We start from the raw sequence: 23,299 nt of genomic DNA, 5'->3' as shown, positions 1-23,299 counted from the left end.
CCTGTTAACAGCCGATCAATCGGATTTATGACACGGATTTATGACACGGCTGAAGGTTGCGCTTCTACACCTTGTTCTTGTTCAACGAATTCCTGAACATGGTTGCGATAATGCTTGAGGTTTTCCTCGGCCCAATCCCGGTCATCGCTGTTGGCAAAAATATGAACTAAGGGTTCGCCAGCATCGGGTAAAATCAACACCCAGTTATCATTTTGCGCGTTGATAATTTTAACGCCATCAACAAGTTCGAGCTGCTCACTGGGATGGGTTTCCACCAGATGACGCATCAGGCTACCCTTAACTGTCCAAGGACAGCGCAGGGTAACGGTTTTGTACCATACGCGGGGGAGTTCGGCGCGAATATCAGCAAGCGATCGCTCTTGGACTGTCAGCATCTCGATCAACTTGGCGATTCCAAACATGGCATCAAAGCCTGGATGTAGTTGGGGGAAAATAAAGCCCATATCCCAACTGCCTCCCAATACCACATTGGGGTTGCTTTGAGAAGCTTCCATCAGTGCTGTGGGGTTAGCTTTGGTGCGGATCACCTTGCCATCATGGCGTCGGGCAATTTGTTCCACCGCACTTGATGTCTGCACTGGAACCACCACAGTTCCCCTGGGATTAGATGTTAACATAATATTGACCATCAGTGCAGTCAATACCTCACCTCGAATCGACATTCCCGATTCATCCACCAAAATAAACTGTTCCCCATTAGCAGAGACCTGCACGCCAAAATTGGCTTTTAGGGCTTCGACCACCTGACCCAGCTGATTGAGCAAACTCTCTCGTTCTTCTGTGGAGATAGCTGTTTGTTTCAAACTGGCATTGAGGACTACTGCATCAGCGCCAAATTTCGCTAACAGTCGGGGTAACACCGCACCAGACACGGCATAAGCATAGTCAATAACTACCTTAGAACCACTGTTGCGAATTGCCTCTACATTGAGATGCTTCTCAAAAGCAGTACCGTAGATATCGATTAACTGGATCGGGTAGTTAACATTACCGATATCATTGATCTGGACTCGTCTTAGGTCTTCTTTGAAGTAAGCCCCCTCAATTTTTTTCTCTTTACCCTTGCTGATATTAATTCCCTTGGCATCAATAACTTCGATCAGGATATGATCTGGTCGGTCAGGATGCACTCGCACATGGATACCCCCCTCAACCCCTAGGGTTGGTATCACGGTTCGAGCCACAGGAATTGCAGTTGCATCTAGGTTCTGGACATCGACACCCACAGACATCAATCCCCCAATCAAAGACCGGGTCACCATGCGACAGATACTACGCTGGTCACGGGAGAGTGATACTTGGGAGCCTAGTTTTAAGGTAGACCCATAAGCAGCTCCCAACTTAACGGCAAATTCCGGAGTAATATCGATGTTGGCTAAGCCTTGGACACCCCGCTGACCAAAAAGATTCCGTTGGGCAGTGTTGCCCCAAATTAAATTGATATTCAATGTTGCACCTGATTCTATAGTTTTACTTGGCCAAACCCTTACAGTGGGACTAATTTGAGCTTCTTCTCCCACTTTAGACAGGGAACCGACAACGGCACCTTCGAAAACCTGAGCACGACGGTCTATCCTGGTTCCCCTGGAAATGGTGCAGGCACTCAGATTAACCTCTTCACCAATCAACGCTCCATTCCAAATAATCGGTCGTTTCAGGTTAGCGTAGGCAGAGATGGTAACATTATCGCCAATTACTGTTCCTGCTTCGATGTGGGCGTTTGGACCAATCCGGCAGTTGCTACCAATTAGTACTGGGGTTTCAATCTTGGCAGTAGGGTCGATATAGGTATTTTGTCCCACCCACAGTCCTGAGGATTGTTCTGGGTAAGCAAAGTCTAGTGTGACCTTATTCATTAAGCCGTCATACTGGGCTTCTCGGTAAGCCTCCAGGTGACCGACATCACACCAATATCCCTCAGCCACATAGCCATACATTGGCTCATCTTTCGCGAGGAGTTTCGGAAACAGGTCTTTGGAAAAGTCACATTCCTCATTTGATGGCAGGTACTCTAGAACCGATGGTTCGAGAATGTAAGTGCCAGTATTAACAGTATCGGAAAAAATTTCTGAGGTCGAAGGTTTTTCCAAAAATCGGCGGATGCGCATTTCCTTATCGGTGATCACCACCCCGAACTCAACGGGATTGGGAACGCGAGTTAGGATTAATGTCGCCTTTGATTTCTTAGCTTTATGAAATTCGATCGCAGCAGTCAAATCAAAGTCGGTGATGCTATCGCCACTAATGACTAAAAAGGTTTCATTGAGTAATTCGGAAATATTTTTAACACAACCTGCAGTCCCCAGAGGCTGTTCTTCTTCTACCGCATAGGTCATCTTTACCCCAAAGTCACTGCCGTCTTGGAAGTAGTCCCGCATGACATCTGGGAGATAGTACAGAGTGGCAATGACCTCATTGATATTGTGCCGTTTGAGTAGATTAACGATATGTTCAGCAATGGGTCGATTCAGGATTGGCACCATGGGCTTGGGCAGATCACAGGTCAACGGTCTCAGCCGTGTTCCTGAACCACCAGCCATCAGCACTGCTCGCATAATTCCTCCTCTTTTAACCCGTTAAGGGGTTTGATCATCTTGTCTACGTTCATTTGTCTTGTTATGGGCTTTTTTTAGTGAAGTACTTTCCGATACTTTTTAGCTACCAAAATCTACCCTCGTAGACTTTAGCCCGCCAATGCAAGATGCAATAGCATCCAGGGGGTATCTCCCAAAGCTCTCAGGAATATCCCGCGAGCGCCATAAAAATGTCAAAAAAGTTCGTTCCACCGGGATTTAAGCGCAACTATTTTTACCTTGGTTTTCGGCTTTAATTTAAGTTACATAATCATCCGTGTCGGTGTTACCCTAATTTAACTCTCACAAATAATAAGAGTTTTTGGTAGACTCTGGGACATTTTTTCTAGCTGTTTACTCACCTCCACAAACAGTGACTTGATCTCAAAACCGTGATTTTGGCATGCTAGCGTCGATAGTGATTCATAAAAGAGTGCTTTCGACAAAGACTGGCGGAACTATAACTAACGACACTGGTGTCGCCAAGTTTCCTCCGACCTCAGAAGAAAGATCGCGCGTTAACCCGCTGCTTCTTCATTCAGGTAATGATCACTACTGAGTTTGGCTAGTCTGTAACTCCTAAGGGTGACACCACAAATGAAGACTAGAGAAACTGGATCTGGATCAATGCTACTAGGAGCTGTAATCCGAATCAATTCGGTTGATTAACCTACACACTTATGGTATTGAGGTCATGGTCTAACACTGGCTTGATAAGGTAAAATTATCATTAATATAAAAATTATCTTATAAAAAGCACCGGAGGTGAAAAAGCATGTAACAATAACCAAATGTCTTCTACCCAGATTCATCAAGGGTAGTTAAAACCGCCCCAAGGGCTCGCTTTTAATCCCTGTCAGGCGAGACGCCTATCTGAGTTGAGACGGGGTTTCCAAATATGGCAAGATTTTTGATGAATGGCTAAGTTAATTGTCTTAGGGTTACTGGTAGTCTATGGCTACGGCGTGTGGAAATTCTGGAGGGGGTTTGAGCGCACTGACTTCAACCGGAGCTTAACCAATCGGATATACTTGTCACTGTTGTGGCCAGCTTTAATCGTTGCCAATAAGTCCTATCGCAAAAACTTTACTAAAGCCCTGAAGGGCAGATAGGAGTGCTAGATAGCAGTGGCCGTATTTGGCTGATTGGTGGAACCACGGAAAGTGTGACTCTGGCAAATGCGATCGCATCCAGGGGTATGCCCTGTACAGTAACCGTTACCACAACGGCGGCTAAATCCCTCTATCCCCAAACCCCAAATTTAAGGGTTCGAGTCGGACGTTTAGATACAAATGAGCTAGAGCAGTTTTTGGAGAAGCATGGTATTGTAGCGATCCTAGATGCCTCTCACCCCTATGCGGTAGAAATTTCCCAAATAGCGATTTCAGCCGCTTGTGCTCGGCATATACCTTACCTACGTTTTGAACGACAACAGCTAAATTCTCAGGTAAGTTCTGAACTAGACAATTCACCAATAATTTATCTCAATAGTTTCCAAGACCTGATTGCTGGTAACTATCTCCATCACCAGCGGGTATTGCTGACCATCGGTTACAAACATTTACCCTTATTCCGTAGCTGGCAAGACCAGTCAACCCTATACGCCAGGATTCTGCCGAGTGTTACTGCCATCGATGTAGCGATCGCGTCTGGATTTAGCCCAAATCGAATTATTGCCCTGCGCCCTCCGGTACCAGCTGAGTTGGAAAAGGCACTCTGGCATCACTGGGACATCTCTGTTGTTGTCACCAAGGCATCTGGGGTTGCTGGGGGAGAAGATATCAAACGAACCCTAGCTAATGAGTTAGGCATCTCCCTAGTTATCATTACTCGCCCAGTTGTGGATTATCCCCAGCAAACCAGCAATGTATCTGTGGGATTAGAGTTTTGCGATCGTTATGTTTGAACTCTTCTCCCCCTTAAATAAAACGTAAGCATTCAACCGTCAGCTGTCAGCCGTCAGTTGTCAGCCGTAAGCTTAAAATAAACCTATGCAGGTCTATGGCCACGCTACGCAAACGGTAGAATTTAATAGTTCGAGATTAATCAGAATTGAAAGTCTGGGGATTTGCCCTTGGCCAAGGCTGTTCGCGTAGCGTGCGCGTAGCGCATAGGCTGATGGCTGTTCGCGTAGCGTGCGCGTAGCGCATAGGCTGATGGCTGATAGCTGATAGCTGATAGCTGATAGCTTACAACCAAAGCTTAAACCATAGCTGGTTCGAGTAACCTGATATTAGAAAAGTTGAATTCAGTAGCTGTCCGCCCTTTTTCCTCGATGGCATAAACCACTTGACGAGTCATAATATAATAATCACCAACTTTATCAAAGCTGTCTTCAAACTCTCGTTTAGCCATCAAATCACCAGTTTTGGCATTGCGAAAAATGGCATTGTAGCCTGAAGAAATATACCCTTCTCCTGTATCTAGGCTATCGTTGGTATTAATTGTAAAAGCCATCGGACCCATCACGCGACTGACATGACAAATTTCCTGCCCTCGGACTTTATAGTTAGAGCCCATAGCATCACCCTTGACAAAAATTTCCACTGCACCAGTAGAATCATTGTCACCAAAGCTAAATTGGTTTTTACCATGGGCTTTTTCAAAGGATGACCGCTTGCGGTGGGTCACAATATCCCGCATCTGGTTATAGACACTTTCTTTGACCTTTTCATCATCAAACCCACTGACGTCAACACTGTGATCACCATTAATGCGAACTTGACCAGTGTATACTTCATCACCTTGCTTAATTTCCAGGTCAGCTTTGTAACCAGGAAAATCGTCGTCCCAGGTGTAGCGGTTTTCGTAAGCCGCCTGGAATACTTCACGAGCTGTTTCGTTTTCGATCATAGTCTTGCTAAGTCAACCGATAGTTTATCCAAAGACTACTCATTCACTAATCTCTGACGCTGGTTATTATAGCATTACTGCTTGATATAGAATCTTTAAATTGGGTGAGGTAGTTTCAGCTAACTTTAAGCTAAAACTAAATTTTCACCATTACTCCCAAATTTATCATGATTTGGAATAAGTATAGGTAAGTTTAGTTGAAATTTTGCACAAAAAGTTTGCTAATCTTACCGTTAGGTTTTATAAAAAATGAACTATTAACCATTAACAGGATCAGCTGACTTTATTTTAATTCCATAGTTCTGAAAGCTGCTCTCCCTGTTCTCGTCAGCAGGAAGTATGGTTATTTAACCAGATTTGATCGAATTCTCCAGCAGAGGATATCGCTTAAGCTTGCCAGCCTTCAGCTAACCCCCTAAGCCAATCAATCCCTTGCCAGCTATCAGCCCTTGATCATGCTAAAGTCACTGGGAGCGGTGATGGTAAGGGTAACCTTTTAAGTGGATGGTTAATCCATATCAGTTGGTTGATTGGAAACCATCACAGGAACTTGATAAAGAGGTACTGTGAAGGTAACTGTTGACCCTAAATTTTCCCCCATACTGAAAAAATTGACCACACCCCCCATGGTTTCAATCAGCTTTTGGGATATGACTAGGCCTAAACCCGTGCCGCCATATTGGCGAGTTCGGGAACCATCGACTTGGGTAAAGGTTTGAAACAGCCGGTCTTGCTGGTCGAGGGAAACACCGATGCCAGTATCAGCAACTCGAACTTTAACCAATCCTGGGAATTCTGTACCTTTGAAAGTTATCTTCTTTCGGATCACCTCAGCACTAACAGTCACCCCACCTTCATCAGTAAACTTAATGGCATTGCCCACTAGGTTTAACATGACCTGTAGCAGCCTTTGATAGTTACCATACATAACAATGCCATCATAGACATCAGGCATTTCAATTCTGAGGCTGAGGTTTTTTAGCTCGGCTTGATTGATCGTAAAGTCTTCAACTTTTCTAAACAGAGACTCTAATTCTACTGGAGCGAGTTCTAGCTCCATTTTACCCGCTTCAATCTTGGCAATATCCAGGATATCATTAATAATATTGAGCAGATGCAATGCAGAATTGTAGGCTTCTTGGATAAAATCCCGTTGCTCCTGTGGATCGTCTGCCATGCCATCAAGAACCAACTTCAGAAACCCAATCATGCCATTGAGAGGGGTGCGTAACTCATGGGAAGTATTAGCCAGAAAATCACTTTTGTGGCGAGAGGCCTCTTCAGCCCTTTCACTAGCTATTTCTAGCTCCTTGTAAAGGGTGCCATGAGCGATCGCTGTGCCGACTTGTTCAGCCAATTCCCCCACTAACTTGATTTCTGCGGCACTCCATTGACGGCGATGATCACACTGCTGTAGACAAATCAAACCATTAGGTTCATCTTTATAAGAAGTTGAAACCACCAACACAGATAACTGTTCCCATTCACCAGGAACAATGTGTTCTACCAGCAGTGGCTCCTGACTACTGAGGGCTTGTTGGAGGTAAGGCTCAGAATCTAAGGGTAACAGTTGTTTGGCCATTGACCGCCAGGGCTGTTGGCAATATTCTGCCTGCACCTTAGTTACCCGTGCGTCTGGTTTGTAATAGCACACGAGACAACGGCTGACCTGGAGTGCCTCCCCTAGACTTTGGGCAGTTTGTTGCCAAATGGTATCTAGATCGAGGGTACGACGAATTTGCCGAGCAATTTTGGTGAGTAATTTTTGATGGGGGTCTACACTTAGGCTTGTAGGAGATTCCCGCCATTCCAATATTGATGATTCCGGCAAAAAGCGCCCCATAACTAGAACAGTGGTTGCTTCGCCATCCGCTGGCAAAATGGGGCTAATGACCAACTCAAAGGCAAAGGATTTGTCCTGGTAACAAAACGATTGAAGACAACGTTCAGGGGTTCGCTGGCTCAAAATTCTCTGAAGCCTCTCTTGGTAGGCTTCGGCTTCAGTCGGGCAGAATGCATCTTCTAGGGGAAGTCCCACCACTTGTGTGAAACTCAGACCATATTGCTCAGCAGCTTGCCAGTAAAAAGAAAGGCATTTACCCGATGCCTCTTGAGTATACACCAGCTCACACCCTAAACCCTGCAAAAAGTTAGAATCACCTTGTGCACTAGCGGATTGCCTATTATTTATATATCCAGTTTGAAAACATTGAAAATTCACAGGTGCAGCCATTAAAAGAAACCTGGAAACTACAAGCAACACCGGGAGCCTCAGTTCCCGTTTCAACATGTAAATGCAACCACCCAACCCTAACGCACGAGCCAATGGCAACGTCTCAAAGTAGATGCCTTTACCTCTTGTCTATCAATCGTTCCACTCACCTCGGGGGGGCAGGGGCGGATTTCGGTCAAAGGTACGGGCTAATTCCTGATCTGTTCCCCTTTCACCCCTGAGCCATTGACGAATTGCCGTTTCTATTACTTTACTCGGATCATTAGTCAAGTGTTTGATTTGATCCAAGAGTTCCGTATCCAAATGAATAGAAATTTCTTCTTTGTCAGCTGAACGTGATAAATCTACGTTAGTAGCTTTGGTAGAGTCAAGGTGGTTTTCAAGCAAACCCTCTTGATGTAAGGCATGATCATTCATAATCGATGGGCTAATAACACTACTAATATAACTTTACGATAACTGACAAATAGCCTGGCTCAGTTATAACCATTCCAGGGATAGTACCCTTACCTCTGACGGAAAACATTAAAATACATTAAGTGAAGCATGAACTCAATAGACCAGTTATTGACTGGGTTTATACCAATAGCTTATGACTGATGCCCCTGTCTCTCATATTCGTAATTTTTCGATTATCGCCCACATTGATCATGGGAAATCGACCTTAGCTGATCGCCTACTGCAAGCTACTGGGACCGTAAGCGACCGCCAGATGAAAGAACAGTTCCTGGACAATATGGATTTGGAACGGGAGCGGGGAATTACGATTAAGCTGCAAGCGGCTCGGATGAACTATACTGCTAGCGATGGTCACGAGTACGTTCTCAATTTAATTGACACTCCCGGTCATGTGGATTTCTCCTATGAAGTGTCGCGCTCACTAGTGGCTTGTGAAGGAGCACTGTTGGTAGTCGATGCATCCCAAGGTGTAGAGGCTCAAACTCTAGCAAATGTTTACCTAGCCCTTGAACACGATCTAGAAATTATTCCAGTTCTAAATAAAATAGACTTGCCTGGAGCTGAACCGGAAAGGGTAAGTACCGAAATCGAAGATATCATTGGTCTTGATTGTAGCCAAGCGATTCGAGCATCAGCCAAGGAAGGTATAGGCATACAAGAAATCCTGGAATCTATTGTACATCTAATTCCACCTCCAATCGATACTGTAGACCAACCCCTAAGGGCGTTGATTTTTGACAGTTACTATGATGCTTATCGTGGCGTAATCGTTTATTTTAGAGTGGTCGATGGCACTCTAAAAAAAGGCGATCGCATTCGCTTGATGGCATCTGGCAAGGAGTACGAAATTGATGAGCTAGGGGTGCTTTCCCCTAACCAAGTCCAAGTGGATGAACTCCACGCGGGTGAAGTTGGTTACCTAGCTGCTGCCATTAAGGCGGTAGCCGATGCCCGTGTTGGTGACACCATTACTTTAGCAAAAGCAGCAGCTATTGACCCTTTACCGGGATACACGGAAGCCAAACCCATGGTTTTTTGTGGCTTGTTTCCCACGGATGCTGACCAGTATAAGGATTTAAAGGAAGCATTAGATAAGCTCAAGCTCAATGATGCTGCCCTGAACTACGAACCAGAAACTTCCTCTGCCATGGGATTTGGATTCCGCTGTGGTTTCTTAGGCTTGCTGCACATGGAAATTGTTCAAGAGCGCCTGGAAAGGGAATATGATTTGGAGCTAATCACCACTGCCCCTTCAGTGGTGTATCAAGTGACCACCAATCAGGGAGAAGTCCTTGAAATTGATAATCCGAGTACCCTGCCATCCCCCCAAGAACGGGAAAAAATTGCCGAACCCTATGTCCGGGTAGAAATGATTACTCCAGAAACCTATGTTGGGACTCTGATGGAACTCTGTCAAAGCCGCCGTGGGGATTTTAAGGATATGACTTATCTTGCCCAAGGACGGACTACTTTAATTTATGAATTACCCCTAGCAGAAGTGGTTACTGACTTTTTTGATCAAATGAAGTCTCGCTCTCGGGGTTATGCCAGTATGGAGTACCAGCTCATTGGTTACCGAGATAATCCCTTAGTCAAGCTGGATCTACTGATTAATGCGGAACCTGTGGACTCGCTGGCCGTAATTGTTCACCGAGACAAAGCTTACTATGTGGGTCGTACCTTGGTGGAGAAACTTAAGGAACTTATTCCCCGCCACCAATTTAAAATTCCTCTTCAAGCGGCTATTGGTAGTCGAGTCATTGCTAGTGAACATATTCCGGCTTTGAGAAAAGATGTATTGGCTAAATGCTACGGTGGTGACATTTCCCGGAAGAAAAAACTTCTCCAAAAGCAGGCAAAAGGGAAAAAGCGGATGAAGGCTGTAGGCACTGTTGATGTTCCCCAGGAAGCGTTTATGGCAGTATTACGTCTTGACCAAGGTTAGAGGGGTGATTGAGTCATTAAACGTCCAGAGCTGAAAGCCGAGTACTAATCTCGTAATGCTTAGTACCAACCTAGTAATACGAACTAGCGTAATTTTCAACCAGTCAGCCAAGAAAATTTGATGATAACCTTCGGTAATTACTGAATCGGTTTTCAAGGTAGGTGAACAACTATATGGGGAGATATATATCCGGAATTTTTGCCATCAATTAAAAAAAAAATTGTCTAACTGGACACAGTTAAACTCAGAGGTTAGTTTAGGATTGATTTCACATGATAAAAGTTCAGTGGCATGAGAATCCTAGTTACTGGTGGGGCTGGTTTTATCGGCTCCCATCTAATTGATCGTTTGATGGCAGAAGGTCATGAAGTTATTTGTCTGGATAACTTCTATACTGGCCACAAACGGAATATCCTCAAATGGCTGTCACACCCCTACTTTGAGTTGGTCCGTCACGACATCACTGAACCGATTCGGTTAGAAGTTGATCAAATATACCACCTTGCTTGTCCAGCATCCCCAGTTCACTACCAGTACAATCCCGTCAAGACTATCAAAACCAATGTCATGGGTACCCTATACATGCTAGGGTTAGCCAAACGGGTGAAGGCGAGATTCTTATTAGCGTCCACGTCTGAGGTATATGGGGATCCTGACGTCCATCCCCAGTCAGAAGATTATCGGGGTAATGTCAATCCCATTGGGATCCGCAGTTGTTACGATGAAGGGAAGCGAGTGGCAGAAACCCTCGCATTTGACTACCATCGACAAAATGGTGTAGACATTCGTGTAGCTCGCATTTTTAACACCTACGGTCCTCGAATGCTGGAAAATGATGGGCGAGTCGTTAGCAATTTTGTGGTGCAAGCTCTGAAGGGGGAACCCTTAACGGTTTATGGGGATGGTTCACAGACCCGAAGTTTCTGCTATGTCTCCGACTTAGTAGAAGGACTAATTCGACTTATGAATAATGACCATACCGGACCGATTAATCTCGGAAATCCTGGAGAATACACTATATTAGAACTCGCTCAGGCAATTCAGAAAATGGTGAATCCTGATACAGAAATTATCTTTAAGCCTCTACCTCAGGATGACCCCCGACGTCGTCAACCAGACATTAGTAAAGCTAAAACTTTACTAGGTTGGGAACCTACTATTCCTTTGTCAGAAGGGTTAGATTTGACAGTATCCGATTTCCGTAAGCGTTTAACTCCTCAAGAGTAAAACAATCAGATTTAATTAAATCAATCAACCTCGGGTCAGGGGGCCAATACTATCTTTGGCTCCAACCGTGAGACTTCCCTAACCTTTACTAACCATTGAAGTTTATATTAATTGAGGCATAGGTCCATGCGCGTTTGTGTGATTGGTACAGGATATGTGGGCTTAGTAACTGGCGCTTGCTTAGCCCATATCGGTCATCATGTAATCTGTGTAGACAACAACGAAGAAAAAGTTAAGCTGATGAAATCTGGACAGTCTCCCATCTATGAACCGGGACTGTCGGAAATAATGCAGGAGTCAGCTAATGCAGGTAGACTTGAGTTTACCACAGATTTGGCGGCTGGGGTAGAGCATGGGGAAATTTTATTCATTGCAGTGGGAACTCCCCCCCTACCTACCGGAGAAAGTGACACTCGTTATGTGGAAGCGGTTGCCAGAGGGATTGGCTCCCATCTCAAGGATGGTTACAAAGTAATTGTTAACAAATCAACGGTACCCATTGGTTCTGGAGATTGGGTACGCATGATTGTCCTAGATGGGGTAGCTGAACGCCAGAAATCTTTGGTAACTGCAGGAGGGCAAGCTGAAACTGAAGCAGCAGAAGACATTACAGCGGATTTTGATGTGGTCAGTAATCCAGAGTTTCTCCGAGAAGGGTCAGCAGTTTACGATACCTTTAATCCAGACCGTATTGTCCTAGGAGGCAATAGCGAACAAGCGATCGCAATGATGAAGGAACTGTATCAACCAATTGTCGAACGCCAGTTTGCCGAAGACAAATCCCTTCCCCCAGTTTCTGTACTAGCTACAGACCTCAGCTCAGCTGAAATGATTAAATATGCGGCTAATGCCTTTTTGGCTACTAAAATTAGCTTTATTAATGAAATTGCCAATATTTGCGATCGCGTCGGTGCTGATGTTACCCAAGTTGCTCAAGGAATTGGTTTAGATTCCCGCATTGGCAACAAGTTTTTACAAGCAGGAATTGGCTGGGGTGGTTCTTGCTTCCCCAAAGATGTCTTAGCACTACTCCATACCGCTGAAGATTACGGTTATGAAGCAGATTTGCTTAAAGCCACTGTCAGTGTCAACAAACGCCAACGTCTACTTGCGGTTGAAAAACTCCAGAAAGAGCTTAAAATCCTCAAAGGTAAAACAGTGGGCCTGTTGGGTTTGACCTTTAAGCCCAATACTGATGATATGCGGGATGCTCCTGCTCTAAATCTGGTGGAAGAACTAAACCGACTCGGAGCCAAGGTCAAAGCCTATGACCCAATTATTTCCCAAACTGGCATGCGTCATGGTCTATCTAACGTGATTGTCGAAACCGATCCAGAACGGTTGGCTGATAGCTGTGATGCTTTAGTGTTAGTTACAGATTGGGATCAGTTCCAGAAGCTGGACTATGGTAAAATGGCCCAGCTGATGAACCATCCGGTGATCATTGATGGCCGCAACTTCCTAGATCGGAACCAGCTAGAACGTGCTGGTTTCTCGTATTTGGGAATTGGTCGTTGAACTCTATCTCCTCCTCATGGAGCGAGGATTGACAATCAAGTTGTGTTGTTACTTCCTCCTCCAGGGATCAGCACTTTCCTGGAGCCCTTTGATCAAGAAATTACCGGCATCTTTTAGGTGTGCGCCCGTTCGCGCCCCGCGTCGGCGAAAGCCGATAGGTGCGACCCAAGGGCAATTTACTAGCCCTAGGAGGCGCGCACCTCTTTGGTGCGCGCCTGAAGCGAATTTAATTTTTAATGGGTCAAGCGCACCTTTAGAATTTTTGTGGTAGTCGGTTTAGCATACTACTTACATGTAAATTGCCATAAGTGAAATCCTGTACTAGAATAACTGAGGGGTCTGACCCCTCAGTTATTTTTGTCAATACTAGCTAAATACCCAAACCCCATCCCCAAAGGTAAAAATCGTAGTTGTTGGGATTTGCAAACAACTTTGTGTTAAGACTATTGTTGGTGTTGAACAAGAACAAAACCCCAATCAGCACCCAGCAAGGTTGGTACGGGGGCATCAAGCATCTAAATTGAGTTAACTGACCAGTAATTGCCATTAACATTGGCTAGGTGATCGGCAAGTGTTAAAGTCCTACCAAGAAATCGGCACTACCCCAACAGGGTAGGTCAGGTAACTGATTTGCTGGTCAACTATGGGGGGATTAAATATCTGTGTTAATGGTTTAATGGCTTCATGGATGCCAACAACCATTGACTATCAGCAAACCTGATCAGTAACCTAAGCGTGATCTAGTTGGCGACAAATCGAGCTAAGCACTAAACTCTAGTAATGGTAATTTTGGTGATAGTTTTGGCTTAGATCACTAACAGTCCAAGTAAATCCTAGGGATCTGAGCTAATTTTGGTTCAGTTTTCAACAAATCTGAGCCAAAATAATCTAGAACTGGGTGTGCCCTAAAATTGTGACCATAACTGGTCGTCAGGCAAGATCAATGAGAGTGGAGGTAGTATGAGTCGCCAAAAACCAAGCCCTTTCCTAGAGCGGCGACAGGGTTTACAGAAAGGATTGATTAGGCAAAAAACCCCGACAATCCATCAAACAACTAGTCAATGTCTGAGATGGATAGTCAAGAATGTCCTTCTATGGATGCAACTGCTTAGTACTGGGTCATTCGTCGTAGTGTGGATGCTGTCCTTCAGTGCCATTGAACCAGCCCAGGCAACTACCCTATCTAAACATACTAAGTTTTTAGAGCAGCTCCGGACAAATCAGAGCAAGGATTCAGAGCAATCCATTAGTGAAGAAAGTGAACAAGTAACCCAAACCAAAATCTTAGCACTAGGAAAGCTTGAAAGTCAACAGGAGACAATCCCTGAGCCAATTAAGACCCAAAGATCTTCTGCCCTAAGGAGCAACTCCACCAGGAAACTGACTTCAGCTGTGCCGCCGCACGTCTTACCCCAGACTGAACAATCAGCTAAACCAGCAGCTAAGCGTAAGTTAGGCTCACCCCAGTCAAGGGCTACCCCTGAGGCTCTCCCTGCATTGCTGAAAACCAAGGAATCTGCTCAGCCCAGTTCTTCTGTTACCAGGAGGAAGTTACCATTATCTCGGTTGCAGCAGCAGCAAAAATTAGCCAAACGGGAGTCTACAGCTAAAGCTGTTTCTGCACCGCTGAAAACCCAAAGCTCAGCTACCTCAAGGACTGCCTCCCAAAAAACCGTCCAAAAAACTGTAGCTGCTCCAATCCAGCCGACGGCTAAGGCCCAGCCAGAGCAGATAGCCAAAGTTATTCCAGCACGGCCCAAAGGCAAAAAGTCGGCTTTACTAAGCAGTAACGGTAGAGAAAACGGTAGAGAAAACAGAACTACCCTAGCCCAGCCGACAGGTAACCACCAGCAAAGACAATCAACTAAACCCAAGTTCAGATCACCCTATGCCAGGTCTAGAGCTAGGGCAATGCCACCCTTTGGAAAAGCCAAAACGTCGGCTTCCCTAAACATCACCACTAGCCAACCTAACCTCACCACTAGCAAAAAGGTGGGTTCGGAAATCCCTGAGTTATCTCAACAGCCTCAAAAACCAGGGAAACTGGAGCTAAAACCAGGACACAGGGATGGGTTACCAAAGTCATCCCGGCTCAATAAAACTACTAAAGTCTCTCATCGACCTAACCCTGAGGCTACCTCGAAACTAGGCTCACCAGTCCCAGAGTCGTCGGAACTAAAACACAGCAAAGCAGCTAACTCTAAGCTAGTCACCCAGAAGAAATCTGCTGACACTAAAGCTGACACTAAAGTAGACCAGTTAGCGTTAACGCCATCACATCAAAAGCCTCTAGTGTCATCATCGACGCTAAACCTAGAGCAAATAGACTTAACGTTCACGGAGTTCAAGCTAAGCCAACTGTTGCCCTATGGCAGCAGTTCGAGTGTAGATTTGGAAGGAGTACTCCCAGCTAACTGGAGCAACTGTCAAACAAACACAGCCTGTAATCAGCTCCTGCCATCCCTAATTCCGAAGTTAGTTCCGAATAGTCCCAACTCTAGCTCCAACCAGCAGACAACCTCCCAAGCAAAAACCCAACCTTTGGCAGTACCAACAGACCCAATTCCGTCTAATGCTGGTAAACTTCCCAACAAGTTCAAGCAACTGCCTCCTTCCCCACCAAGCCTGCCGGAGCAGCTAGGCCAAGGAACGGTCACACCCCTATTTCTGAATAACTACCAAAACCAAGCGGTAGGACAACTGCCTGTCTTCCCACAAAGCAAGACACCAGCGTCATTGCCAGCACTTCCTAACTCGATGCCGTTGGGAAGCAATACTCCTAACCCAAATTGGGGCTATTTCCCTTACGTGCCACAAACGGTACTCTTGATGCCGATGATGCCAGGAGTAACTGGGACGATGCCCTTGGGTACGACTATGGGTACGAATAATGTTAATCCTGGTCAATTGCCATATTTCCCACAAACTGTACTATTGATGCCGACGGCAGGGTTCGGCATGTCTACCCCCCAGGGGATAAATAGCTATAACCCTAGCTATAACCCTGGCTTGGGTCAGCTACCTTATTTGAGAACTACACCAGCTCCTCTGCCAGCCCGAGTCAATCCCATTCCGATGGGGGGTACTACCTATAACCCTGGCTTCGGTCAGTTGCCCTACCCGAGACCCATGCCCGCTCCTCTGCCAGCCCCAGTGAATCCTATGCCCATGAGGGGTAGTCCTTACAATTCGGGTTTAGGTCAGCTGCCCTATCTGAGAACTGCCCCAGCCCCCCAGTCAGTAGTCCCGATCAATCCCATTCCGATAGGGGGCAGTAGTTATGGCTTGGGCTTAGGTCAGCTACAGTATTTAAATACCATTCCAGGGCAGGTACCAGGGCAAGTCATGGCGATCCCAGTGGTGCCAAATCCCAACATCCCTGGCTTGAGTCAGTCTCCTTTCCCGGCCACCCCCCCAGGGCAGGTACCAGGGCAAGTCACTCCCATCCCAGTGGTGCCAAATCCCAATACCCCTGGCTTTGGTCAAGTACCCTTCTTGCAACCAGCACTACAACCCTGGCCACCGGCTCCTAACTCAAACCTGAATCGACCAACCTCTCCCCCAACTGCCCAATCCACCGGTCGCCCCTTGCTGCCTACTACCGCTCTCACCCCAGCATCATTGCGTTTCCAGGGTAGTTTCGTGACTCAAGGGGAAAATTCAGTAGCCAGAGCTCGCTTGGACGGAAACTATGTGCTAACGCCCCAATTCCTGTTTGGAGCTACCCTAGATCTGACTAGCGAAAATGACCAATTGGTAGACTCACCTAACGAAGGGGCAACTATCAATCAGTTGTTCTTTACGGCTGCTCCTGCTAGCACCTTACCCACTCTGCGCTTTTCTGTCGGTCAGTTGGATTTAACCTCCTACTTTGATCGCAATAGTTTTGCCAAGGATGGGGTAAGCCATTTCTTTAATCCAGTTTTTCAAACTAATCCAGCCTTGAGTGCTACTGCGATCGCATCTCGTCCAGGTTTATTGGTTAACTGGGCAGTGACAGACAATATAGAAGGCAAAGTTGCTCTGTTTTCATCAGCTGAAAGTCTGGAGCGATTTGACCTCAATGGCTTGGCTGGAGAAATTGGTCTGCGCTACGATAATGTGATCGTGCGAGGAACCTATGCCTCAGGCAGGGATGGTGGTGCCAATAGTGGCTTCCGGGAAATTTTCTCCATCGAACGGGGAAGGGATGACTTTGGCATCAACAAGAATGATGATGAAGAAGCATTTGGTGTCAATGGCGAAGTGTTTATTCCTGAACTGAATATGGGCATATTTGGTCGCTATGGGATTTACCGCAACCGGGATTTGGATGAAGAGGGAAACACCTTCAGTTTCGGAATCACCTTCTTGGATTTGTTTTCTAAGAATGACCGGGTAGGATTAGCCTATGGTCGGGATCTCTCCAATGAGGAATTGCGCCAGGAAAATGGGGATGATGTACCAGATGTCTTAGAGCTATACTACGATTTCCAATTTTTACCGAATGTGCGGCTTGGTTTTAGCCTTCAGCAACGCAATAGTTTAAAGGAAACCTTTGCCGGATTTCGATTGAAAACTGATTTTGATGTAACTCCTAGAGGTAGGTTGACTCAGTAAACAACTCACCGCTAAGTCTTTCGGCGTAGCCGACGCTGCGCGAACAGACTATAGCGGGAGCTTTCAAGCTCATAGTTTACCAGTCTAGGTTCTTACAGAACTACGTTATTTCTGAGAGTTAGTGTTCATACCTGGAGATGCGTAGCTAGTCCCCAGCTCTAGAACCCGGTCGTTAAACAGACCTAGTTGAGTTAAGTCAGTGCGATCGGGAAAGTACCGAGAAATAACTTTGACTAAGCTAACTTTACCCTAGTAATAGGAGAAAACACAATTATGCGTGTATTTGTACTTAACTCAAATCGACAACCTTTAGATCCATGCAAACCGGCGAGAGCTAGAATTCTACTTTCGACAGGAAAAGCTAAAGTCTATCGTCGTTACCCATTTACTATAATTTTAACGGAGGAAATACAAGAACCAATAACCCACGGGTCACAATTCAAAATAGACCCCGGAGCAAAAACAAGTGGCTTAGCAATTGTTCAAGGTAACCGAATAGTTTGGGGCGGTGAACTTACTCACAGAGGTTTTCAAATTCGAGATGCCTTAACTTCTCGTAGGCAACTAAGGTGTGCTCGCCGTAACCGCAAAACTCGGTATCGCAAGCCTAGATTTCTTAACCGGTCTAGACCAGAAGGCTGGTTAGCTCCTAGCCTAATGTCTAGAGTTCATAACATCTTGACTTGGGTTAAAAAACTAACTCGTTTATGTCCCATTGCAGGAATCTCTCAAGAGTTGGTTAGATTTGACACTCAGAAGTTGCAAAATCCCGAAATATCTGGCATTGAGTATCAGCAAGGTACGCTCTACGATTCCATTTTTCGAGAATATCTACTCGAAAAATGGAATCGAAAATGTGCCTATTGTGGGACAACGGGTACTCAGTTAGAGATTGAGCATATTAAGCCATTATCTAAAGGTGGTTCGAATAGAGTCTCTAATTTAGCTATTGCGTGTCATTCATGCAATCAGTCTAAGTCTGCTCAAGAAATCGAACAGTTCTTATCTGGAAAACCTGACGTGTTGAAACGGGTTTTGTCTCAAGCCAAAAGACCTTTAACTGATGCGGCTGCCGTTAACACAACTCGTTGGAAGTTGTACCATGAACTGAAATCAATCGGATTACCTGTTGAAGTCGGGAGTGGTGGTTTGACTAAATTCAACCGATGTCGTCAAAACCTACCTAAAACTCATTGGCTGGATGCCGCAAATGTTGGCAAAGTTGATACTTTAATTATTGAGGGTTATCAACCTTTACTTATTGCCGCTAAAGGTCACGGTACTCGTAAAATTTGTCGAACAAACAAGTATGGGTTTCCTATCCGTTACTGTTCAAGAACTAAGATTCATAAAGGTTTTCAAACAGGAGATATTGTTCGCGCCGTTGTAACTAAAGGCAAAAAAATCGGTACTTATGTGGGAAGAGTTGCGACCCGGAAATCCGGATCTTTTAATATTTCAACTAAATCAGGACTGGTGCAGGGTATCAGTCATAAATATTGTCAATTTATTCACAGGAAAGATGGTTATGCTTATAGGCATTAAACTCTGTCCTCCCTTTCCTCTCACCGCTAAATCAAAGATTATAGCGGGAGACGACCGGGAGGCGGAAAGATGATTCTAGAGGAAGGCAAAAGGAACAAGGGAAAAGGCTTACCCCCGATAAAGAGCGGAGAATCCTCGGGTCAGAGGCAAAAGGCAAAGGGACTGGATTCACCTTGCCATCCGTGCCGCCGTGTGGTAAAATATTTACCCATTTACCTCTTACCCTTGACCGTTTACCTCTTACCCTTAACTGTTTCCCTTTTCCCTCTTGCCTTTTGCCTTGAGGCAGCTCAAGCCCAAACTATTCCGGTGCCGATTATCAAAGCCTTTAATCTGCTCAGGGAAGGACGAGTGGAGGAGGCAATTAAAGAGTTTGAGCAAGCTGTCCAGCGTTATCCCCAATCCATTGATGCGAAGATTGGCCTAGCCATCGCCTACCGCCGACAGGGATTGATTGACCAAGCCTGGGATGCCTATCAACAGGTGATCGCTGAAGACCCTACCAATGAGTTAGCCCTAAGTGCAGTAGGTCTGTTCGGGACTTATAAACAAGAATGGCAGGCTCAGGGAATTGAAGCCCTTACGGTCTTGCTCGATATTAATCCCAATGATACAGAAGCTCGTGGCAGGCGAGCTCTGCTGTATGGTTATCAGCAACGATTTGGTGAAGCGATCGCAGACTATGAAATTGTGCTGCAAACGGACCCTACTCCAGATGTGCTAATAGGGGCAGCAGAAGTTTACACCTACAACGGTAACCCTCAAAGGGGTCTGGAACTCTTTAATCAATACCTCGCGACAGGGAATGTGATTAGTGGCTATGCTGTCCTGGCTTATGCCCAATCCTTAAGGCAAACTGGCAATGCGGCTCAGGCGGTGCAGGTTCTGGAAAACGAGTTAGTGGGGTTTGCCCTAATCGATCAGCTGGATGACCTAGGCATCCAAACCCGAGCCGCCCTCTCCCAATCCTATGCTGATAATGGACAAATCTCTGAAGCCTTGGCTGTATTAGAGCCTTTACAAGGTCTTTCTCAAGCCACATTGCCCTTAGCGCGATCGCTAAATGAAATTCGCAATAAAAATCAAGATCCAGCCCTGGAAGCCCAAGTCTCTATGCTCTACCGCCAGGCACTGGCAGAGAATCCTAATGACCCTAACTTAATTCGGGAGATAGCTGATGTGTTCACAGGCATACCCAGCGAACGGGCAACCGCATTGCAGCTTTACCAACAACAGCTTGCCTTCGAGCCTGATAACCGTAGTCTGATGATTAAGATCGTGGGTCTGGAACGTCAGACCGGGTTAATTTCTCAAGCTCAATTGAGCAACCGTCTAGCGACCATACTGATTCCCCTACCTACTGAACCCAGGGAATTGCAAGCGGTGGCAGACGCCTTGATCCCGATCGAGCCGCCGGGGCCAGAATTTCTATCTATTTACCAAAATATCCTGGCATCTGGGGTTAACGCCCCGTTTTTGTACTTTCGGATGGCTCAACTTTACATTGAAGCCAATGACTTGATCTCAGCTAGAAATGCTTTGGCTACATATACCGCCACACCCCAGGGAGCTGACGATCGGGCAGTACAGTTGCTAGCGGCAGATATTGAACGTCGTGAAGGTAATTGGATTGCTAGCCGTCAGCGTTACCAAGCCTTGATTGCCAGCAACCCACAACGAGATATTCTCAATGGTGCATTGCAAGGATTGTCATCTATACTTCTGCTACAGGATAGACCAGGGGAAGCTGTGGCACTTTATGACCAACTAGTGGCGCTCAATCCTAGTGATGTTAACCTACAGCTAGCACGAGCTACAATTGCCTATCAAGCGAATCTGATTCCAGAATCCCAAGCTGAGGCATTTGTATACTATTGGTTGCAGACACAACCCAATGTGCTTCCGCCCCAAGAACTCTTTGCTCTAGTTGGTGCTCTACCTGCCAATCCCACACGGGAACCCCTATACATTTCGCTCCTGCAATCTGAACCAGACAACATACCAGTAAACCGCCGTTTAATTCAGGTTATTGCTCAGCGTAGTCCAGAATTAGCTAGAGCTCAGGTGATTGAATTAGTCAATCGGGCTCCCTACTCCGTTCAGACATACTTGTTGCAGGGGCGATTGGCAGAAGCGATTGATGAGTTAGACATAGCAGAGCGCGCCTATCAGGTGATTTTGACCGCAGAACCAAGTAACACGGAGATTATTGCTGCTTTAGGTGGTGTTCGTTTCCAACAACGGCGCTTTGACTCGGCCAAGCAACTCTATTATAGGGGTCTTGCGATCCAACCCCTGGATTTTGGGGTACGTCGTGCCTTAGTTGGACTAAATCAGACTGAAGACTTCAAAGTCAAAGCCCTAGAACAGTTGGAACAGCTAAGACTGGAGGAATTCAGTCGAGGCTCTAGTACTGCTACTCTGTCCCGTCAGAGACAGCAAATCCAAGAAGGATTTCTGTTCCGCAGGGGTTTCCAACCGCCTTGGGAACGTTTTGATTAAGGATAAAGGATCAAGTCTAGATGAAGTGTGAAGTGTGAAGGATGAAGTCTAGATGAAGTATAAAGGATGAAGTGTCAAGGATGAAGGATTAAGGATTAAGGATGAAGTATAAAGGATTAAGGTATGAAAAGAGAAAATCCCAAATGGCAATGAACACTTAAAAATTGGCAATTAAAAATTGGCTATTTTATAATCACAAATCAATAATCCAGACTTTTAAAGCCGATATCAGCATTCAATAATTCTGAACTCTGATGTTTTTGGGCTAGGCTGATGTTCAGACTTCTTGCCTTAAAAGACCAGGTTGGATCAATCTAGAGGCTTGTATCCAACTATGTTTGAGGAGTAAATGTAAGAGCCGCAAATTTACGATGTCCTACAACAGCCGTCAACATTTATTTATGGGTCGCACTAAGAGCGTTTCTATCGTTACTGTCACCATTATGTTGAGTCAATTGGGTTGTGCTCCCCATCAATTGTCAAGACGATCTCCAACCCCAACACCCCCCCAGTCATCACCAACCAAAACGCCTTCAGTCTACCGTGAGTATCCTGAACCAGACCCTCCCCAGACTACTTTACCTATAGACGAAAGTAATATTATAGCAGAAAGTTGGAGTGTATACAAAGAGAAATTTATTCAAAAAGACGGGCGAGTCATCGACTACGAAGCTAGCGATCGCTCAACCTCTGAAGGGCAAGCCTATGGGATGCTGCGAGCGGTCATTGCCGATGACCCCACCACCTTTGCCCTAACCTTACAATGGTCTCAAAACAATCTCAAACGCTCAGGAACCAATGGTACTCTCGAAGATCAACTGTGGGTGTGGAAGTGGGGTCGTGATCAGAGCGGTAACTGGGGTGCGATTGACAGAAATTTTGCCAGCGATGCCGATATTGATGCAGCAACGGCATTAATTTTAGCTTACCGCCGCTGGAATCGTCCGGAATACCTAGACTTAGCTTTGACTAAGCTGGAAGATCTCTGGAACTTGTCCACCAAAGAGGTAAGGGGAAAGCGCTATCTTCTGCCAGGACCTGTAGCAGCCTTTGTCCCTTCTCCATCAACTCTATATCTCAACCCCTCATATCTTGCTCCTTTCTCCTTTCGTCTCTTTGCCCAAGTTGATTCCAACCATGACTGGTTAAGTTTGGTGGATAGTAGCTACCAGGTGTTAAAAGAATCTTCCCAGGTTTCTGCTGTAGGCTTACCCAGCGATTGGGTCGCCCTTGACACCCAAACTGGTCAATTCCAGCCATTGCCACCAGACAGTCCACTCAAAAGTTCTTATAGTTTTGATGCCTACCGAGTGTGGTGGAGGGTTGCTTGGGATGCAGCTTGGTTCAATACCCCAGAAGCATTTGCCTATCTCGGTACTGCCACCCAGCATTTGCAATCCCTGTGGCGTTCTTCTTCAAAGCTGCCCGCCAGGATTGACATCCAGGGAAAACCAACGGTGACTTACGAAGCAACTTCCCAATATGCCATGCTTTATTCTGCCCTACGTTTAATTGAACCAGCCATGGCTAGAGAATTGATAGAGCAGAAACTATTACCACAATATCAGGAAGGGATTTGGGATGATCAATCGGCCTACTATACCCAAAACTTAGCTTGGTTAGGGTTATTGCCTACCACAGCCATCGACCGCAACCTGTTAAATCCCAGTTAGGGAGGGGAATAGTTTAAACAGACCAATAACTATACCGATAACTATACCGATCAATCAGGTAATACAGGTGACAAAAATGGTCTCAATCGTTAAAGTTAAGCCTAAGCAATACAACTTTTCTTTATAAATTAAGGGTGATCTTACTATTCTC

General features: G+C 45.7%; 14 protein-coding genes. 9 read left to right on the top strand and 5 right to left on the bottom strand.

Annotation, left to right across the window (positions count from 1 at the left end):
- Positions 1 to 38 precede the first annotated feature (38 nt).
- Positions 39 to 2,576 (bottom strand): mannose-1-phosphate guanyltransferase, encoded by a 2,538-nt coding sequence (locus tag BJP37_RS12785; RefSeq protein ID WP_075899271.1) that lies wholly within the window; start codon positions 2,574 to 2,576, stop codon positions 39 to 41.
- 935 nt (positions 2,577 to 3,511) lie between these two features.
- Here BJP37_RS12785 and BJP37_RS12780 point away from each other — a divergent pair.
- Positions 3,512 to 3,706, top strand: coding sequence for a hypothetical protein (locus BJP37_RS12780; protein ID WP_075899269.1), 195 nt, complete (start codon positions 3,512 to 3,514; stop codon positions 3,704 to 3,706).
- A 2-nt stretch (positions 3,707 to 3,708) separates the two neighbouring features.
- A complete protein-coding gene (locus BJP37_RS12775) occupies positions 3,709 to 4,500 on the top strand; it encodes a cobalt-precorrin-6A reductase (protein ID WP_075899267.1) in 792 nt (263 codons plus the stop codon).
- 140 nt (positions 4,501 to 4,640) lie between these two features.
- Here BJP37_RS12775 and BJP37_RS40995 read toward each other — a convergent pair whose 3' ends face one another.
- The 4 genes from BJP37_RS40995 to BJP37_RS12760 all read right to left on the bottom strand — a co-directional run bounded on the left by BJP37_RS40995 (position 4,641) and on the right by BJP37_RS12760 (position 8,097).
- Positions 4,641 to 4,793 (bottom strand): hypothetical protein, encoded by a 153-nt coding sequence (locus BJP37_RS40995; protein WP_198954023.1) that lies wholly within the window; start codon positions 4,791 to 4,793, stop codon positions 4,641 to 4,643.
- Between the two features lie 3 nt (positions 4,794 to 4,796).
- A complete protein-coding gene (locus BJP37_RS12770) occupies positions 4,797 to 5,447 on the bottom strand; it encodes a DUF3386 domain-containing protein (protein ID WP_075899265.1) in 651 nt (216 codons plus the stop codon).
- Between the two features lie 508 nt (positions 5,448 to 5,955).
- Positions 5,956 to 7,680, bottom strand: a complete 1,725-nt coding sequence (locus BJP37_RS12765) for an ATP-binding protein (RefSeq protein ID WP_075899263.1) — start codon at positions 7,678 to 7,680, stop codon at positions 5,956 to 5,958.
- Between the two features lie 132 nt (positions 7,681 to 7,812).
- On the bottom strand, positions 7,813 to 8,097 hold the full coding sequence (locus tag BJP37_RS12760; RefSeq protein ID WP_229415288.1) for a hypothetical protein: 285 nt from the start codon (positions 8,095 to 8,097) through the stop codon (positions 7,813 to 7,815).
- Between the two features lie 175 nt (positions 8,098 to 8,272).
- On the opposite strand from BJP37_RS12760, the gene lepA reads away from it, so the two are divergent.
- The 7 genes from lepA to BJP37_RS12725 all read left to right on the top strand — a co-directional run bounded on the left by lepA (position 8,273) and on the right by BJP37_RS12725 (position 23,148).
- Positions 8,273 to 10,084, top strand: coding sequence for a translation elongation factor 4 (lepA, locus tag BJP37_RS12755; RefSeq protein WP_075899261.1), 1,812 nt, complete (start codon positions 8,273 to 8,275; stop codon positions 10,082 to 10,084).
- A gap of 291 nt (positions 10,085 to 10,375) precedes the next feature.
- Positions 10,376 to 11,311: a UDP-glucuronic acid decarboxylase family protein gene (locus BJP37_RS12750; RefSeq protein ID WP_070392770.1), complete on the top strand. Its 936-nt coding sequence runs from the start codon at positions 10,376 to 10,378 to the stop codon at positions 11,309 to 11,311.
- 126 nt (positions 11,312 to 11,437) lie between these two features.
- On the top strand, positions 11,438 to 12,829 hold the full coding sequence (locus BJP37_RS12745) for a UDP-glucose dehydrogenase family protein (RefSeq protein ID WP_070392769.1): 1,392 nt from the start codon (positions 11,438 to 11,440) through the stop codon (positions 12,827 to 12,829).
- A 960-nt stretch (positions 12,830 to 13,789) separates the two neighbouring features.
- Positions 13,790 to 17,428 carry an atrophin-1 family protein gene (locus BJP37_RS12740; RefSeq protein ID WP_075899259.1) on the top strand — a complete coding sequence of 1,213 codons (3,639 nt, stop codon included), beginning with the start codon at positions 13,790 to 13,792 and terminating at the stop codon, positions 17,426 to 17,428.
- Between the two features lie 273 nt (positions 17,429 to 17,701).
- A complete protein-coding gene (gene iscB, locus BJP37_RS12735; protein ID WP_075899257.1) occupies positions 17,702 to 18,973 on the top strand; it encodes an RNA-guided endonuclease IscB in 1,272 nt (423 codons plus the stop codon).
- A 69-nt stretch (positions 18,974 to 19,042) separates the two neighbouring features.
- Positions 19,043 to 21,475: a tetratricopeptide repeat protein gene (locus BJP37_RS12730; RefSeq protein ID WP_081431163.1), complete on the top strand. Its 2,433-nt coding sequence runs from the start codon at positions 19,043 to 19,045 to the stop codon at positions 21,473 to 21,475.
- Positions 21,476 to 21,846: 371 nt separating this feature from the next.
- Positions 21,847 to 23,148 (top strand): family 8 glycosyl hydrolase, encoded by a 1,302-nt coding sequence (locus BJP37_RS12725; RefSeq protein WP_229415287.1) that lies wholly within the window; start codon positions 21,847 to 21,849, stop codon positions 23,146 to 23,148.
- Positions 23,149 to 23,299 lie beyond the last annotated feature (151 nt).

It is taken from the genome of Moorena bouillonii PNG (assembly GCF_001942495.1).
Taxonomy (GTDB): Bacteria; Cyanobacteriota; Cyanobacteriia; order Cyanobacteriales; family Coleofasciculaceae; genus Moorena; species Moorena bouillonii.
The sequence above is the reverse complement of the archived record's forward strand: the minus strand, read 5'-3'. Positions and strand labels throughout refer to the sequence as shown.